The following is a 16911-nucleotide window of genomic DNA, read 5'->3' as shown; positions in this document are numbered from 1 at the left end:
ATTCTAGCAAGCCATCGCAGGCAATTCTATTACTCTTAACGAAGTTTAATGGGATGCTTTATCAACTTGTTACTGACTTGTTGCTCAGCTTGCATACCGCCAACAGAATAGATACTGCCATTAATATCAATTAAGCCATTTAAATCCATAATAGCGGTGCTGTTTTCTGCGTTTAACCACTTCTGCTTATGAACTGAATATAACCATACTTTATTGCTAGGCTCAGCCGGTGTTTGGTTAAAGCTAACGCCAGCATAGTCGTGGCCACTTGTACTGCCGCCGATAAAAGCAAAAACTTTTTCATTACCTACGGTAGTAGCAATTGCAGCCATACGGTAGCGAGCATCGCCTGTAGGATGGGGAATAATGCGCCAATCTATGTTATTGGCATCATGAGCAATAGTACCTAAATAGCAGGCTGTCGAGGGGGTGTATTGACGAGCTTTATCAGCAGAATACGCTAATGTTTGGCCATCACATACCAGCATTTTATTATCTATTATAGCAGCGCTTAAACCAAATAGGCCTTGCCCTGGCAAGGGAGTTGCCTGTGACCAACGTTGAGTAAAGTTATCAAAAACTTGAACTAAATTCACGCTACCATAATTGCTCCAGCCGTTAACAATATAAATATAACGATTCTGGTAAGCTAAAGCCACGCTACTATCAACAGGAACAGGGATATCATTCAGCTTAGTATAACGTTTAGTGATGGGATCAAGTCGGTAGCTATCAGGTGCTGTTTCTTTGCTGCCATCAGCTTTAACAGTATAACCACCAAAGATAAAAAAGTTATTATTCAAAGCAACCGCGCTTGCGGCAACGCGACCATTAAGTTTAGTGGTGCTTGGCACAGGGGGTAATTGCTGCCAATTAAAGTCACCTAAAATATGCATCCAGACCTGATTGTGCAAGTCATTATATTGCTTGCCAGGGGCAAGGCCTAACATGCTTACAATGTAAGTTTTGCCACGTATGGTTGTGCTTGCCACAGCATTGCCGGTAACGGGCTCAGGCAAATCAGGGATAGTTTGAGCGAGGCAAACACTGCTGCCGATGATGGCAAGGGTTACGCTAAGGTAACGGATGGATTTCAGTAACATGGTTGTGCTCTCCGTTAACGGTCCATTTTATATTGTAGTGGTAAAGGGTCATACCGTATTGTTGCTCACCACTACGTAATTTTTTATAAGATGGTCGTGGATCCTGCTTAAGCACTTTTTCAATAAAAACTTGTAAGTCAGGATATTGTTGTTGCTGCTGGCAAAAAAGGGTGGCTTGTTCAGAAAAACTTACTTGCATAGCCGTTTCTGGTGCAGTATCAGCAAAACCACTAGCAGCATTGGCTAATGAGTCGGCATAAGGTAAATAAGGTTTAATATCTAAAATAGGTGTGCCATCGAGTAAATCGATTCCACTTAATTTTATGATTAATTTATCTTTTTTTCGCTCAATGCCTTCAAACTTTACCACAGATAAACCAATAGGGTTAGGCCTAAAAGTAGCACGAGTGGCAAAGACTCCTTTACGGGCATTGCCGCCAAGACGCGGCGGCCTAACCATAGGCGACCAGCCTTTATCTGCAGTTTGGTGAAAAACAAATACCAACCACAAATGACTAAAGCTGTCTAAGCCTCGAACTATGGTCTCATCACTGTATTCTGCTTGCAGAATTAAGCTTCCACGCGCCTCTTCAATTAAGCCAGGCTGACGTGGAATAGCAAATTTTTGTTTATAGGGTGATGATATATAACCAATAGCGTTAAACTGAAATGAATCCATGCGATCCTATACAATGACTTAATAGGCTATTTATTAGCTGATAAGTCTAAAGTATAAATGTCGTCAATACTATCACGGTTTGCATGGCTGACTTTTAAATCGGTTACTCGACCATTGCGCAGACTATAAACCCAACCATGGACGGTTAAAGGTTGGCCTCGCTCCCAAGCCTCTTGAACAAAGCTTGTGTGGCATAAGTTACTCACTTGCTCGATAACATTAAACTCGATAAGACGATTAACGCGGGCATCTTCATCTTCAAGGCTATCTATTTCTTCTTTGTGAATAGAATAAACATCTTTGACATGGCGCAGCCAGTTATCAACAAAACCAACGCGTTGTTTCATCATAGCGGCTCTAACGCCACCACAGCCATAATGGCCTACCACTAAAATATGCTTAACTTTTAACACTTCAATGGCATATTGCAAAACGGATAAACAATTCATATCGCTGTGTAGTACTAAGTTAGCGACATTTCTATGTACAAATAATTCACCTGGTAATAGGCCCACAATTTCATTGGCGGGGACTCGGCTGTCAGAGCAGCCAATCCATAAATATTCCGGTGCTTGTTGTTCAGATAACTGCTTAAAAAAACCAGGTTGCTCTAGTTCAATTCTATCAGCCCATTCTTTGTTGTTAACAAATAGTTGTTTAAAAGTTGGCATGCTATTATCCCGTGCGTAAAATCGTTATAAAATACCTTATTTTAGCCAAAAGTCAGCACCGACCAGCGTTAGTTTAAACATTAATATTAAAAAATATGATTAATTTAAGCTATGCTAAGAGCAAATACTGACGAATAGGCTAACGACTTACTATACTCTTATTAGCTTAATATATGAATGGATTTTAACTGAAAGGAATCGATATGATCCCGGTAATTTTATCTGGCGGCTCTGGCACACGTTTATGGCCTTTATCACGAGCTAAAAAACCTAAACAGTTTTTACCCTTACTAAATGATAAAAGTATGTTGCAAAATACGGTTTTAAGGCTAAAAGGTCTTGAAGGATTGCAACAACCTATGGTGATTTGTAATGAAGATCATCGTTTTATGGTCGCTGAACAATTTAGAGAGCTTGGTCAAGGCACGCCAAGTATCTTGCTAGAGCCACAAGGACGTAATACGGCACCGGCCATTGCTGTTGCGGCACTTCAAGCGTTACAACTTGATACTGATCCGGTGTTATTAGTCTTAGCTGCAGATCATGCCATTAAAGATATTCCAGCTTTTCATCAGGCTATAACTGAAGCTCTACCTGCAGCGCAAGCGGGTAAATTAGTTACCTTTGGTATAGTGCCAACTTCAGCTCATACTGGTTATGGTTATATAAAACAGGGTTATAACCTAGAGCTTGCAGACTCAAACAATGTTTTTACTGTACAGGCCTTTCAAGAAAAGCCTGATGAAGCTACTGCTCAAAAATTTGTTAATGCTGGCAATTATTTTTGGAATAGCGGTATGTTTATGTTTAAAGCCAGTACCTTTTTAGCAGAATTAAAACAGTTTTCACCAGATATTTTATCGGCGGCTGAGCAAGCCTTAAACTTAGCTAAAACAGATTTAGATTTTATTCGTTTAGATAACGATGCTTTTTCAGCAAGCCCATCAAATTCAATAGACTATGCGGTGATGGAAAAATCGGCCAATGCCGTTATGGTGCCTTTAGATGCCGGTTGGAGTGATGTCGGCAGCTGGGATTCGTTATGGCAGATTATGGCAAAAGATGAGTCGGGTAATGCAAGTCGTGGTGATGTCATTTTAGAGCAATGTAGCAACAGCTACATTAATGCAGAAGAGCGGCTAGTAACGGTCATTGGGTTAGATAATGTGATTATTGTTGAAACTAAAGATGCGGTGCTAGTGGCGAATAAAGAACATATTCAAGGCGTAAAAAATATTGTATCTAAGTTACAAAGCTATGGTCGCAGCGAAGTAGAGTTCCATCGCGAAGTCTTTAGGCCTTGGGGCAAATATGATTCGATTACAGAAGGTGATCGGTTTCAAGTTAAGCATATTACCGTAAAACCCGGCGCTAAATTGTCGGTGCAAAAGCATCATCACCGCGCTGAGCATTGGGTTGTTGTTAATGGCACCGCCTTAGTACGCAATGGTGATAAGGAGTTTTTAGTCTCTGAAGATGAGTCTACTTATATTCCGCTTGGCACTATTCATTCGCTAGAAAACCCTGGGAAAATTCCACTGGAATTAATTGAAGTTCAGTCGGGTAGCTACTTAGGTGAAGATGACATTATTCGATTTGAAGACAAATATGGCCGAAATTAATATGCAAAATTTAAGCTGTTTTAAAGCCTATGATATTCGTGGCAAGTTAGGGACTGAACTGGACGAACATATTGCATTTTGCATTGGCCGCGCCTTTGCTAAGCATTTATCGCCTAAAAAGGTCGCGCTAGGGGCGGATGTTAGAGCAACTTCAGAGCAGTTAAAGCTAGCCTTAGCCTTTGGTTTAATCAGCGAGGGGGTGTCGGTAATAGACTTAGGCATGACAGGTACTGAGGAAGTGTATTTTGCTGCTCAGTATTTGGCTATTCAAGGTGCTATAGAAGTCACGGCGAGCCATAACCCTATCGATTATAATGGCATGAAATTAGTGCGTGAAGATGCCAGACCAATAAGTGGTGATACTGGTTTGATTGAGATTAAACAGCTTACTGCAGCCTTATTAGCCGAGCCTTTTGTGGAAGCCGACTTTGCACAGTTTTGTCAGCAGTGTGCTCAGGTATCGCCAGAGCAAAAATTGCAGTTTTCTAAGGCGTCATTCACCGCTGTATCGGTGCTAAAGCCTTATGTTGCTAAAATACTTAGTTTTATCGATGTTACTAAACTTAAGCCATTAACCCTTGTTGTTAACTCTGGCAACGGTGCTGCCGGCCATGTTATTGATGCAATTGAACAGCAGTTTAATGAGCAAAATATTCCGGTTCGCTTTATCAAAATACATCATGAAGCTGATGCGACTTTCCCTAATGGCATACCTAACCCGTTATTAGTTGATAATAGAGCTGCCACTTCAGCCGCTGTTATTGAGCATAAAGCTGATATGGGCATTGCATGGGATGGTGACTTTGATCGTTGCTTTTTATTTGACCATCAAGGACAGTTTATTGAAGGCTATTATATTGTCGGTTTACTGGCTGCGGCATTTTTACGCCGCCACCCAAGCGTAAAAATAATTCATGATCCGCGCTTATATTGGAATACTCAAGCCATAGTTAGCCAACTAGGTGGTGTCGCTATTTTAAGTAAAACTGGGCATGCCTTTATTAAAGAGCGGATGCGTTTAGAAGATGCAATTTATGGTGGGGAAATGAGTGCCCATCATTATTTTAAAGACTTTGCTTATTGTGATAGTGGTATGATCCCGTGGTTATTAGTTGCAGAACTTATTTCAACGAGTGGAGTGTCATTATCAAAGCAAGTGGAAGATATGATAAATGATTATCCATCTTCTGGAGAGTTAAATTTTAAATTACATGATCCTGAATCTAAGATGAATGATATAGAGACTAAGTATAAAGATATTGCCTCGGTTATTGATTATACAGATGGCTTAAGCATGGAATTTGCTAACTGGCGCTTTAATCTTAGACTATCTAATACAGAAAGTGTTCTAAGATTAAATGTAGAATCGAATAGTGATTATGGTTTAATGAAAATGAAGACCGCTGAAATTGAAACTATATTAACGGCTGCTGAATAAGCGATATTGTTTGTTTATAATATGTTACTTTAATATCTTTATTTATTGACATTTATTGATTATGCTTAGGCTATGCTATATCACTGGAGAATACAATGTCATTATTATTAGAGAAACGCGCTTTAAAGAAAGCGGCAAAGGAACTTACATTAGTTAAGCTAACAGAAGTAATAGATATATTAAATGCCGTTTTAGCCGAGCGTCAAAAAGAAGTTGAACTAATTGAACAGTTAGAGAAACTTGCTAAGTCGCAAGGTTTTACCTTAGAGCAGTTAGGTTATAAACAAAGTACAGATGTATTACCTTCAGAAGAAAGTCCAGTAACAGCAAAATCAGATAAAAGACCGGTTAAACCAAAATTCAAAACAATTAATAAAGAAAGCCAATATTTCTATGTAGAAGATGGTCAATTACAGCTGTTACGCACCCATACTATGAAAAAAGGCTTACAGGCTCGAGGAATAAAAATCGTTCCAGTAACAGAAGTAGATAAAAAGTATAGCGCACAAGTTGATAAGCTAATTGCTAATGCTACAGAGCAAGCTGTTGAAAACTTTAATAGTAAAGTTGAAACATGGAATGCTTGGGCACAAGTTAATGGTGGTGAGATTCTTACTAAAAAGTGAAGGTCTACCTAAAAAGTATTGTTCGGCACAATCGGCTTGCCCACGGTTTAAGCTTAAAGTGGGCAAGCTAATTTAAACTTCTTAGCCAAATTTAATTTAGTCAAACTCAACGCGTCGGTTGAGCGTCTAATGATTTACCATTTTCGTTAACACTATCATCACTCATTAAATATAAGTATAGCCACATTAACTCTGCTGGTGTTTTTAGTTTCATGGCATCTTCGGCTGGATATGCGCCACTGCGCATTGAGGTACGTGTCGCCCCTGGGTTTATACAGTTTACTCGAATATTGGTTGATTCGAATTCATCTGCCATAACTTGCATTAGGCCTTCGGTAGCAAATTTAGATACCGCATAAGGCCCCCAGAAAGCGCGACCTTTTCTGCCAACACCTGATGAAGTAAAGACAATGGAAGGCTTCTTAGCTAGGCGCATAACAGGTAATAGAGCTTGGGTCATTAACATTGCTGCAGTGACATTAATTTGCATAATATCTTGCCATGTTTCTAAATCGATATGCTCAAAGGGAGTTAGCACTCCTAAGATCCCAGCATTATGTAATAAGCCATCTAAGCGACCAAATTCATTTTGGATTGTGCTAGCCATATCGCGATAATGTTTAGCAGTAGCCCCTTTTAAATCAAGCGGGATAATAGCAGGCTCAGCGCCGCCATTAGCAATAATCTGATCGTAAACATCCGTTAGCTTTTTAACTGTTCTGCCTAATAAAATAACGGTGGCACCATGAGCAGCATAAGTCAGTGCAGCTTCTTTACCAATACCATCACCTGCACCGGTAATTAAAATAACTTTATTTTTTAGTGCGTCTTTAGACGCTTGATACTGTTGCATAAAGATAATCCGTTTCTATAAAAAACCGCGTCAGCATACGCTTAAAAAGTATAATTTGCATCTTTCTTCATTTTTTGTGTTGTTTTCAACTAGCGATTTCTGTTTTATTGAGTTAACTTTAACTGGTCGTAGCTGTTTATTGTTAATTCAGGTTATAAAAAAATTCAAATTAAGCAGAGTAAGTTAGAGACTTTGCATATAAAAAATAGAAATTAGGATGGGGAGATATTATGAACAAGCTAGCATTAGGCGTAGCTGTTGCGGTTGCATTAGGCTTAACAGCCTGTGGTGATTCGCTACAAGATATAAAAGACGATGCACAGGACAATCCAATTGTCCCTTTATCTAGGGTTGTATTTGATCCCGGTGCTTCGGTTCCACGTTTATCAGTACCTAATGACTTATTATTTCAAGGGACTCAAGACGGAACGTTAACCTTAGATGCGGGTGAGTCACCTGATTATACAAACCCTCAAGTTGCATTAGGTGCATTAGACGGTTGGTCAACTCAGAATCCATTTGCCATTGCTATCGACTTTAGTGCGGGTGTCAGCTTAGATGCTACCTCTGCTAGTCGACCAGATGCAGTTAGAATTTTTGAAGTCTTAATGGGCGATCCTGCTTCTAGCGATGAAAGCTGTCGTGAAGTGCCTAGAGGCTTTGCTTGTAAAGCGGTAAGCCAGTTAACTTTTGGTCAAGACTTTGTTACAGCGGCCAAAGGAAATAGTGTTGCAGTTATTCCATTAAAGCCGTTAAAACCAAAAACAAGTTATTTGGTAGTATTAACTTCAGTATTAGCAGATAGTGAAGGCAATGCGATTGCACCATCAACCTCATATGAGTTAGTGAAACAAGACTTTGCAACAAAGCCACTGAGCTCAGAATCACAACGTAATTTACAACGTTTAATTAATAGCTTTGAAAATTCTGTAGCACAAGAGGGTATAGATAAAGAAACGATTATCTACACAGCCGCTATTACCACGCAATCAGCAGGTGAAGTATTATCTTCTATAAAAGGTTTAATGGCGCCAAGCCCATTAAACAATAATACCCCTCCTGTTTTAATGGCTGCAGATACTGGCATGCTAGTGTCAGATCTCCTTTTCCCTGGTGCAGAAATTGCCGATACACCAGAAGATCCGCGCTTTATGTTTAAACTAGCCCGTTATTATAGTGGCACTATTGACCTGCCATATTATTTAGGTGAGCCAACCGAATCCAACCCTACAGCGCCCTTAAATACCCGTTGGTTAGCCCGTTGTGATAGTGGTGCCATAATTGCAGCATTACCAGACTCGATGAAACCGGCCACACCTGTGTCAGCTAATGATGCTTATTGTCAGGGAGCAAGTAATGGCGCTTTACGTGATTTAACGCAGTACAATGAAGATGGTGAGATTATTTCACAGCTTGATAAAGCAAGACATCTAACCAAGTTTAATACCATTCCAAAAACTAATGCTATGCAAACGCTAGCAGTGCAAGTGACGATTCCTAATAGTGATTATGGTTTAACTATGCCAGAAACTGGTTGGCCGGTGGTTATCTTGCAACATGGTATTAGGTCGAAAAAAGAAGATATGTTAGCAGTAACTGGCACTTTATCTTCACAAGGTTTTGCAACGGTAGCCATTGATCATCCATTGCATGGTAGCCGTGGTTATACAGTAGAAGTGCCACTTGCAGATGGCGGAACGCGAACTGTTGTTATGAATGCGAGTACTAATTCGGCTACAGATTATATGAATTTATCAAATCTGTTAGTAACTAGAGATAATTTAAGACAAAGTATCGCTGATATGCTGGGTTTACGTTTGGGCTTAAATTTTGCTCAAGGCGTACAGTTTGATATGTCAAAAGTGCAGTTTTTAGGTCATTCTCTTGGTGCTATTACGGGTTCATCTATGGTGGCGTTAGCGAACACTACAACAGGTAAGCCAGAATTAGATGCGCTGTATAAAATTAATACCGCAGCATTAGCAATGCCTGGAGGCGCTATCGCTAACTTTTTGTTAGATTCACCGTCTTTTGGTCCGCTAATCAAAGCGAGTATTATGCTAGGCGCTGGTGGTGAAACTGCACAAAACTATATTAAATTTGCAACTGAAATTAATAGCGGTTGTGGTGCGCCGATGGTGCCACCTTTTGCTGCTTGTTATCCTCCATTTGTAGAGTATTTACAGCAAACAGGAAATACTGCGGCACTAACAGCGTTAGATAATGCTTTTAGCCAATTTGCCTTTGCTGCGCAAACAGTGACAGACGCGGGTGATCCTAATAACTATGCCCAGCGTTTAGTAGCAAGCAATACGCCAAGTTACTTAATTGAAGTTGTCGGTGATGGTGGCGATAACTTAGCGGATCAGGTAGTGCCTAATGGTTTTGCTAATCCGTTAGCCGCTTTACAAGCGGGTAAAATGCCGCTTGCCGGAACTGAGCCTTTAGCACGTTTACTTGGTGCGGGTAATTTACCTGCTGCAGAAGGGGCTGTGGCGTTACAAGGTCAAAATGCGATTGCACGCTTTAGTGCAGGCTCGCATAGCTCTATTTTAAGCCCAGAGGCAAGCCCTGCTGCAACAAAAGAAATGCAAACACAGATGGCTAGCTTCTTCTACACTGGCGGTGAAGCTGTACTTATTAGTGATATTAGTGTGATAGCACCAGCTAACTAATTACTTTTAAACTAATCAAAAAGCTCGGCTTGCCGAGCTTTTTCTTTTTCTATAACGGGTTACAATAGGCTAGGCTATTTAAGAGGGGTAAAAGATTGGAATTTATATACGAATATGGTTTATTTTTAGCAAAAACGGTAACCTTTGTTTTAGCTTTTGCTGTCATTATTGTGTTAATTGTCGGCGCAGCAGCGAGCAAATCTAAACCAAATAAGGCTGAGCTTAACTTTACTGACTTGACCGAGCAATATCGACAACGTGTTGAGCAAATGCAGAAAAAGTTACTTAATAAAAAGCAATTTAAAAGTTGGCAGAAGCAGCAATCCAACATAGGTGAAACGCTCAATAAACGCTTATATGTTGTTGACTTTACTGGCAGTATGGATGCAAAAGAAGTTGAGGCACTACGGGAAGAGGTTACCGCTATTTTGTCGGTTGCAACGCCCGAGGATGAGGTTTTACTACGCTTAGAAAGTGGTGGTGGTGTTGTGCATGGTTATGGCTTGGCGGCATCTCAACTTGATAGGTTGCGCCAACAAAATATTCCATTAACGGTAGCGGTAGACAAGGTTGCAGCTAGTGGTGGCTATATGATGGCGTGTATTGGCAGTAAGTTAATCGCCGCTCCCTTTGCCATTATTGGTTCCATTGGTGTTATCGCGCAGTTGCCAAACTTTCATAAGCTGCTACAAAAGCATGACGTTGATTTTGAGCAATTTACAGCGGGCGAATTTAAACGCACAGTGACCTTGTTTGCGAAGAATACCGAATCGGGCAGAGCGAAATTTCAGCAAGAGTTAGAGCAAACCCATCAACTGTTTAAAGGTTTTGTCCAAGATCACCGTTCACAACTTAATATAGATAAAGTGGCTACGGGTGAACATTGGTTTGGTTATCAAGCCTTAGAGTTAAACCTAGTAGACACTTTACAAACCAGTGATGATTATTTGTTATCACAGCTGGCGACCCGACATATTTTTCAAGTGAAGTTTCAGCTTAAAAAAGGTATAGCTGAAAAAATAGGCATTGGCTCAGCCGGTATTTTAGCAATTTGGTGGCAAAAACTAGCACAAATGACAAGGTTATATTAAATGCAGCCAGAGTTTTGGCAGGCCTGTTGGGAAAATAATCATCTAGGTTTTCAATTAGATAATGTTCATCCTATGCTTGAGAACCTATTACCTAAATTGGATTTAGCAATTAAGGGCGTATTTGTGCCCTTGTGTGGTAAATCATTAGATTTAGCTTTTTTAGCGAAGCACTATAAAGTGGTTGGAGCGGAATTATCCGATATTGCCTGTCGAGATTTTTTTGCTGAGCAACAGTTATCGCCGTTGATTACTGCAGATGGAGGTTTTACTCGTTATGAAACCGAGCAAATATGCTTATGGAATGGTGATTACTTTAACTTGCCACAGCAAGCGGTTGCTCAATGCCAGTTTATATATGATCGCGCAGCGTTAGTGGCTTTACCTTTGATGATGCGAAAGCAATATGCAGAAAAAACCTTAAGTTTGTTTAAATCAAGAACCAGAATGTTGTTGATTGCTGTTGAGTATCCTGAGCATGAAAAGGAAGGGCCACCTTTTAGTGTTAGCCAATCTGAGCTTGCAGATCTTTTCCCCTTAGCTGATATAAAGATATTAGCGCAAGTTGATCTTACCGGGTGCGGCTTTGCCAAGCGAAGATTTGCAGTATCAAAACTAATAGAAACCGCTTACTTAATTACTTTTAATTAAAAACGCTAACAACGTTTTTAAAATATGTGGCATAAAAAAGCCATACCAAACTTAGATTGTCGGTATGGCTTTTCGCTTTATTGGCGAGTGGTATTTTGCTATGGTCGAAGACGATTAAAGTCTATATTTTCTTCTTTAACGCCGGCATTAGGATCATTAAATACGTCAATTTCAAACTGTTTTTCACTTTTACCCACAATACAAGACACCATGGCATCACCACAGATATTAACCGCGGTTCTGGTCATATCTAATAATCTATCTACACCAATAATTAAACCAATACCTTCAACGGGTAGGCCAACTTGCTGCAATACCATAGCTAACATAATGAGTCCGACACCTGGAACGCCTGCGGTGCCTACAGAGGCTAGCGTAGCGGTTAAGATAACCATTAAGAAGTCTGTTATGGTTAAATCAACACCAAATACTTGAGCAATAAATACCGTAGCAACGCCTTGCATGATGGCTGTGCCATCCATATTAATGGTAGCGCCAAGCGGTACAGTAAAAGAAGCTACGCTATTTTTAACGCCTAATTTCTTTGTTACAGTTTCCATTGTTACTGGCATAGACGCATTACTACTTGAGGTACTAAAACCAAATAACGCAGCATCACGCATTTTCTTAAAGAAAATAAGCGGATTTAAGCCTGAAACTATCTTTAGCATTAAGCCATAAGTAACAAAGCCATGCAGTAGTAAGACAGATAAAACCACAGCAAAATATTTCGCTAAGCTAGCAATGGTTTCAAAGCCTAAGGTAGTAAATAACTTAGCCATTAAGAAAAAGACACCGTAAGGCGCTAAGTTCATAAGTAAAGTAACTAATTTCATAATGACTTCACTTAAGTCATTAAATACTTCGGTTAAACGTTCACCCGCTTTACCGCTCATTGCCATTGCTAAGCCAAACAACACTGCAAATACGATAATTTGCAGCATATTGCCTTTAGCCATTGACTCAATAGGATTGCTTGGGAAGATATTTATAAATACTTGAGATAAAGAGGGGGCTTCATTTAAGCTAAAGTTAGCATCAGCCTGCATTTGCACACCAAGTCCAGGGCCAATGACTAAAGCGGCAAAAATGGCTAGTGAAATGGCAATAGCTGTGGTTAGCAAATATAAGCCGATAGTTTTACCACCTAAGCGACCTAAGCTAGATGTGTCTGAAAGCGAGCAGGTACCACAAACCAGCGAAACAAAAACCAAAGGAACAACCAGCATTTTTAAGCTGGCGATAAAGATTTCACCACCAACGTGAAAAAGGCCATCGACAAAGAAAGCCTTAATTGCAAAGTCTAAACCGAACAACGATAAAACACGCTCTTCTTGCCCTGCTAGGATAGTTTTAAATAGAAAACCGACTAAAATACCGGCGGCCATACCAATCACAATACGTGCGGTTAAACCTAATTTTTTACCTTCTGCCATAAAATCTGACTAATAATGAGTGCTGAATGAAGCTAAGATTAACAGGTTGTGCTATAGATGGGCAGGTAAAGGTAAAAAAAAATTAAAATAGCAATGACCTTTATACGGTTATTAGTTTAATATACATTGTAAATAAAAAAACTATAAATATTATAAATACAGCTAGGGAGAGTTTTCATGCAGAACATCCAGCGACTTCTAGTCGCGCTATTCGTTTTAGTGCTAGCCGCCTGTGGTGGTGGAGGTACTTTAGATAATGGTAACGGTGGCGGAGATGGCGGCGGTGACACTGCTGTTTACACGCTAGCCCTTACATTAACAGACAGCAGTGGTAACACATCAACAGCCTTATCGCAAACGACACCTCTTACTGTAAAAGCAACATTAAGTGCTACAAATAATGGTGTTGTGGCTAATAGAGTAATTAACTTTGCTGTGAGCGATTCAGCGTTAGCAGCTTTTGGTAATGCCTCTGGTACGGCATTAACTGACGCTAATGGTGTAGCAACGATTAATTTACTTGTTGGTACTAAGTCTGGTGCTGGTCAGGTAGATGCAAGCTACAGCGAGGTAACTGCTAGCACTGGCTTTACATCAGCCGGAGATGGTGGTGATACGGTCGATATTAGTATAGGTAGTGTATCCTTAATCGCCGACTCTTTGCAGTTAGGTTCAAGCTCTGCCGATAAAGTAGAGTTAAGTGCCTTAGTTCGTGACACAAATAATGTTGTTGTTGTGGATGTGCCTGTTACTTTCTCGTCTGATTCAGGTGAATTAGTGCAAATTGATGCTGTGACTGGTGCCAATGGTATCGCTCGTGCAACCCTAACTACTAAAACTGATAAAAATAACCGTAATATCTTAGTTAACGCACGAGTCCAACAAGAAGTTGCGGAATTAACTGTGAAGGTTCTTGGTACTGTTATTGAGGTTTCTGCACCAGGTTCAGTTGTATTAGCAGATACAGCAACTATTGATGTTTTTGTAACAGACTCAAGTGGTGTTGGTATTCAAGGTGTTGCTGTTGCAGTAAGTTCTGAATTAGGTAATACCCTAAGTGAAACTAACCCTGTTACTTCAGGCACAGCGGGTAAAGCTAGCTTTACTTATACAGCTGTGAATAGTGGTATAGATAAATTAACGGTTGCTGCCTTAGGCGCCACTAGTACTGCTGATATCAACGTTAGTGCCGATGCTTTTGCTTTTCAGCAAGTTGCCAGCGAAGGTGATACGGCATTAGAGATTGACTTGAATGCAGCACAAGAGCTTAGCGTAGAGTGGTTAGTTAATGACGCTGCAAATGCGGGACAATTAGTGACCTTTAATACAACTCGTGGTGCTATAGCGAGTTCTGCTGCTGGTTTAGCCAATGCAGTAAGCTCTCAAGATACGACAGATGCAGCAGGTATTGCTAGTAGCTTTGTGCGTTCACAATTTGCTGGATTGGCAACAATCAGTGCCCGTGGCGGCGAAGGCGAAAATGAAGTTAGTGCCAAGAAACTGGTTGAGTTTGTTGCAACTAACCCAACAAAAGTTGAAGTGCAAGCTTTCCCTGTTCAAGTAGGTCCAGGTGAAACCAGTGCTATTCGCGCCATTGTTCGTGATGATAATAATAATCCTGTTAAAGGTCAGACAGTCGTGTTTTCATTAGACAATGCTGCTGGTGGTGCTATTAGTTCAGGCACTGCGGTAACAAATTCACAAGGTGTTGCTTCTACTGTGTTTACAGCAGACTCAAATACCGGTGCGGGCACTGATCAACTGAACCTGCAAATTCAAGGTGCTCTTGAAATTAATAACGCGATTCGTGGTGTAACTGATATTGCTGTAGGTGAGAGAACGTTATTTTTCCGCTTTGGTACCGGTAATGCTATCTCTAAACCGAATAATAGTACTTATTTAAAAGAGTTCTCTATTATTGTTACAGACAGCTCTGGTAATCCGGTTGCTAATCAAGAGTTAAATGTTGCTGTTGTACCTATGACCTTCGGTAAAGGAATTTGGGTTAAATCTACACCTGAAGATTTTAAATCTTGGGTAAGCAATCGTTTGATAACCTGCCCTAATGAAGATGTAGATTTAAATGGTATTTTAGAACCAACGGAGGATACTAATGGCGATGGTTTAATTACGCCAGGCAATGTTGCTTCTGTACCTCAAACTGTTACTGCAGATGCCGATGGTATTGCAACCTTCAATGTGCGCTATCCTCAGGATTATGCCACTTGGTTAGATGTAAGGTTGCAAGTGTCAGGTACGGCTGTAGGAACTGAGAACGTGGCGCATAGGTTATACACGCTACCTGTAGCGGCTGAAGATGTTACAGTAGAAACATCGCCTCCGCCTGCTAACCCGTTAGGTCAAATGGCCGATTGTACAACAGTCGATTAATGATATAGCTTGATATTAAAAAAGGAGCCTTAGGCTCCTTTTTTTTGAGGTTGTAAGCTAGACTTTAGCGCTACCTTGTTTCAGTTATTGTTCCAGTACTTGAGTTAGCTGCTGCTATCCTTGCTGGAACTGATAGACAGAGCCTAAATCTAATAGCTGTGTTAATTCATCTAAAGCAGTGCGTGATTCAACTAATAGTTGTGGATCGGCTAGATCGGCTTCAGATAACTCATCACGGTAGTGTTTATCAACCCACTGATTTAGCTCGGCAAATAGGCTATCGTTCATAATAACACGTTGATTAACTGCAGCTTGTTCTTGTTCACTTAATACTACTCGTAGTCTTAAACAAGCCGGGCCGCCACCATTTTGCATACTTTGTTTTACATCATAATAATGCACTTGTTTAATTGGCGTACCTCTATTGGTTAGCTGTTGTAAGTAGCCATGTACTGTTGGGTTATCGCGGCATTCTGTTGGGGCAATAATGGCCATTTCACCCTTAGGTAAAGTAATAACTTGGGTATTGAATAAATAGGTTTTGATGGCTTGTTCAACACTGACTTCGTTAGTTTTTACTTCAATTAAATGCAACTCTTGGTCATTACCAAACTTGCGCTGTAATTCTGCTAGTTTATTCTGACTATCAACAAAGGCTTGTTGGTGATAAAACAAGACATTTTGATTACCCACAGCAATAACGTCATTATGAAAAACCCCTTGATCAATAACATCTGGGTTTTGCTGCATATAAACCACTTGCTCTTGCTGTAAACCATGCAAGCGAGCAACAGCTTCACAGGCTTCGAAAGTATGACGAGCAGGGTAGCGGCTAGGTGCTAATTTACTACTATCAAAGGCATAACGGCCAAAAACAAAAAGTTCTACACCCGTTTTACCATACTGACTACAAAGTCTGGTATGATTTGCTGCGCCTTCATCACCGAAGTGGTCATTATCGGGTAAGTGTGTATGATGCGAAAAATGATTCGGATCACGGAACATCGCCTGTAATATATTGCCAGTTGTGCTAGGTTCTAGTGAACGATGGAATTTATTTGTTAAATTAGCAGGTGTAAAGTGTACTTTACCATTTGCGGTATCAGCACTAGGTGAGATAGTAGCCGCATTGGCTGTCCACATACTTGATGCCGAGCAAACCGCTTTAAACACAGCAGGAGCTTGCTTAGCCGCTTTTTCAATAACAGCGGCATCTGTGCCAGAAAAACCAAGACGGCGCAGTGTGTGGACATCAGGGCGCTCTTGTGGCGCAAGTACACCTTGAACCATGCCTAAGTCATGTAAGGCTTTCATTTTACTTAGCCCTTGTTTGGCAGCTTGACGTGGGCTAGAGGTGTTTTTAGCATTAGATAATGACGCTATGTTGCCGATAGAAAGGCCTGCATAGTTATGAGTTGGTCCAACGAGGCCATCAAAATTTGCTTCAATAAATTTCATAATGAGTTGTTATCCTTTTGGCATAGCGCAGTTGTTATTATTTTTACAACCTATAATATGCGCAGCATTTACTGGCTATGATACCAGCAGTTAGCGCAAAAATTGAATTGGTTTGCATAATAATCAGTTTATTCACTTGTCACAACCGCGGTTTACGGATATACGTTAAAAAGCAACTTAATGGGCAAGTACTAAAAATTAGTTAGGGATCTCAGGATTA

13 protein-coding genes are annotated in these 16911 nt (G+C 40.4%); 7 read left to right on the top strand and 6 right to left on the bottom strand.

Translation table 11 applies throughout. The features are described 5' to 3' along the window. Positions 1 to 35: 35 nt before the first annotated feature. From ACRCA4_RS07045 to can, 3 genes are read right to left on the bottom strand one after another with little or no spacing between them, the layout of a single operon-like run. Positions 36 to 1103, bottom strand: coding sequence for a Kelch repeat-containing protein (locus tag ACRCA4_RS07045; RefSeq protein ID WP_433186141.1), 1068 nt, complete (start codon positions 1101 to 1103; stop codon positions 36 to 38). Next, complete coding sequence (gene tsaA / locus ACRCA4_RS07040; RefSeq protein WP_433186138.1) at positions 1075 to 1782, bottom strand: tRNA (N6-threonylcarbamoyladenosine(37)-N6)-methyltransferase TrmO; 708 nt, start codon at positions 1780 to 1782, stop codon at positions 1075 to 1077. Before tsaA ends, ACRCA4_RS07045 begins: the two co-directional genes overlap by 29 nt. 26 nt (positions 1783 to 1808) lie before the next feature. After that, positions 1809 to 2453 carry a carbonate dehydratase gene (gene can / locus ACRCA4_RS07035; protein WP_433186135.1) on the bottom strand — a complete coding sequence of 215 codons (645 nt, stop codon included), beginning with the start codon at positions 2451 to 2453 and terminating at the stop codon, positions 1809 to 1811. Between the two features lie 203 nt (positions 2454 to 2656). On the opposite strand from can, the gene ACRCA4_RS07030 reads away from it, so the two are divergent. The 3 genes from ACRCA4_RS07030 to ACRCA4_RS07020 all read left to right on the top strand — a co-directional run bounded on the left by ACRCA4_RS07030 (position 2657) and on the right by ACRCA4_RS07020 (position 6139). Beyond that, positions 2657 to 4075, top strand: coding sequence for a mannose-1-phosphate guanylyltransferase/mannose-6-phosphate isomerase (locus ACRCA4_RS07030; protein ID WP_433186132.1), 1419 nt, complete (start codon positions 2657 to 2659; stop codon positions 4073 to 4075). Next, entirely contained in the window at positions 4035 to 5513 is a 1479-nt protein-coding gene (locus ACRCA4_RS07025) for a phosphomannomutase CpsG (protein ID WP_433186130.1), read from the top strand. The genes ACRCA4_RS07030 and ACRCA4_RS07025 overlap by 41 nt, the downstream gene beginning before the upstream one ends. Before the next feature lie 95 nt (positions 5514 to 5608). Continuing rightward, positions 5609 to 6139, top strand: coding sequence for an H-NS family histone-like protein (locus ACRCA4_RS07020; RefSeq protein ID WP_433186127.1), 531 nt, complete (start codon positions 5609 to 5611; stop codon positions 6137 to 6139). A 106-nt stretch (positions 6140 to 6245) separates the two neighbouring features. On the opposite strand, the gene ACRCA4_RS07015 is transcribed toward ACRCA4_RS07020, so the two are convergent. Beyond that, the gene (locus tag ACRCA4_RS07015; RefSeq protein ID WP_433186124.1) at positions 6246 to 6992 is read right to left on the bottom strand and encodes a YciK family oxidoreductase; all 747 of its coding nucleotides are present in this window, start codon (positions 6990 to 6992) and stop codon (positions 6246 to 6248) included. 230 nt (positions 6993 to 7222) lie between these two features. Here ACRCA4_RS07015 and ACRCA4_RS07010 point away from each other — a divergent pair, with 230 nt between their 5' ends. The 3 genes from ACRCA4_RS07010 to ACRCA4_RS07000 all read left to right on the top strand — a co-directional run bounded on the left by ACRCA4_RS07010 (position 7223) and on the right by ACRCA4_RS07000 (position 11406). After that, positions 7223 to 9667 carry a VolA/Pla-1 family phospholipase gene (locus tag ACRCA4_RS07010; RefSeq protein WP_433186122.1) on the top strand — a complete coding sequence of 815 codons (2445 nt, stop codon included), beginning with the start codon at positions 7223 to 7225 and terminating at the stop codon, positions 9665 to 9667. Positions 9668 to 9762: 95 nt separating this feature from the next. After that, positions 9763 to 10758 carry a protease SohB gene (sohB, locus tag ACRCA4_RS07005; protein ID WP_433186119.1) on the top strand — a complete coding sequence of 332 codons (996 nt, stop codon included), beginning with the start codon at positions 9763 to 9765 and terminating at the stop codon, positions 10756 to 10758. Then, on the top strand, positions 10759 to 11406 hold the full coding sequence (locus ACRCA4_RS07000) for a thiopurine S-methyltransferase (RefSeq protein WP_433186117.1): 648 nt from the start codon (positions 10759 to 10761) through the stop codon (positions 11404 to 11406). It begins immediately after the preceding gene. Positions 11407 to 11504: 98 nt separating this feature from the next. Here the strand turns inward: ACRCA4_RS07000 and ACRCA4_RS06995 are convergent, their stop codons facing one another. Further along, entirely contained in the window at positions 11505 to 12842 is a 1338-nt protein-coding gene (locus tag ACRCA4_RS06995; RefSeq protein ID WP_433186115.1) for a dicarboxylate/amino acid:cation symporter, read from the bottom strand. A gap of 177 nt (positions 12843 to 13019) precedes the next feature. Here ACRCA4_RS06995 and ACRCA4_RS06990 point away from each other — a divergent pair, with 177 nt between their 5' ends. After that, entirely contained in the window at positions 13020 to 15233 is a 2214-nt protein-coding gene (locus tag ACRCA4_RS06990) for an Ig-like domain-containing protein (protein ID WP_433186112.1), read from the top strand. Between the two features lie 114 nt (positions 15234 to 15347). Here the strand turns inward: ACRCA4_RS06990 and astB are convergent, their stop codons facing one another. Continuing rightward, positions 15348 to 16691 carry an N-succinylarginine dihydrolase gene (gene astB, locus ACRCA4_RS06985; RefSeq protein ID WP_433186109.1) on the bottom strand — a complete coding sequence of 448 codons (1344 nt, stop codon included), beginning with the start codon at positions 16689 to 16691 and terminating at the stop codon, positions 15348 to 15350. Positions 16692 to 16911 lie beyond the last annotated feature (220 nt).

It is taken from the genome of Rheinheimera sp. WS51 (genome assembly GCF_050936095.1).
Taxonomy (GTDB): Bacteria; Pseudomonadota; Gammaproteobacteria; order Enterobacterales; family Alteromonadaceae; genus Alishewanella.
This window is presented reverse-complemented; position numbering and strand designations above follow the sequence as displayed.

What these genes read in the sequence shown, in the direction of transcription:
- ACRCA4_RS07045 (WP_433186141.1), bottom strand. Translation starts at nt 1,103, where the DNA reads ATGTTACTGAAATCCATCCGTTACCTTAGCGTAACCCTTGCCATCATC.
- tsaA (WP_433186138.1), bottom strand. Translation starts at nt 1,782, where the DNA reads ATGGATTCATTTCAGTTTAACGCTATTGGTTATATATCATCACCCTAT.
- can (WP_433186135.1), bottom strand. Translation starts at nt 2,453, where the DNA reads ATGCCAACTTTTAAACAACTATTTGTTAACAACAAAGAATGGGCTGAT.
- ACRCA4_RS07030 (WP_433186132.1), top strand. Translation starts at nt 2,657, where the DNA reads ATGATCCCGGTAATTTTATCTGGCGGCTCTGGCACACGTTTATGGCCT.
- ACRCA4_RS07025 (WP_433186130.1), top strand. Translation starts at nt 4,035, where the DNA reads ATGACATTATTCGATTTGAAGACAAATATGGCCGAAATTAATATGCAA.
- ACRCA4_RS07020 (WP_433186127.1), top strand. Translation starts at nt 5,609, where the DNA reads ATGTCATTATTATTAGAGAAACGCGCTTTAAAGAAAGCGGCAAAGGAA.
- ACRCA4_RS07015 (WP_433186124.1), bottom strand. Translation starts at nt 6,992, where the DNA reads ATGCAACAGTATCAAGCGTCTAAAGACGCACTAAAAAATAAAGTTATT.
- ACRCA4_RS07010 (WP_433186122.1), top strand. Translation starts at nt 7,223, where the DNA reads ATGAACAAGCTAGCATTAGGCGTAGCTGTTGCGGTTGCATTAGGCTTA.
- ACRCA4_RS07000 (WP_433186117.1), top strand. Translation starts at nt 10,759, where the DNA reads ATGCAGCCAGAGTTTTGGCAGGCCTGTTGGGAAAATAATCATCTAGGT.
- ACRCA4_RS06995 (WP_433186115.1), bottom strand. Translation starts at nt 12,842, where the DNA reads ATGGCAGAAGGTAAAAAATTAGGTTTAACCGCACGTATTGTGATTGGT.
- ACRCA4_RS06990 (WP_433186112.1), top strand. Translation starts at nt 13,020, where the DNA reads ATGCAGAACATCCAGCGACTTCTAGTCGCGCTATTCGTTTTAGTGCTA.
- astB (WP_433186109.1), bottom strand. Translation starts at nt 16,691, where the DNA reads ATGAAATTTATTGAAGCAAATTTTGATGGCCTCGTTGGACCAACTCAT.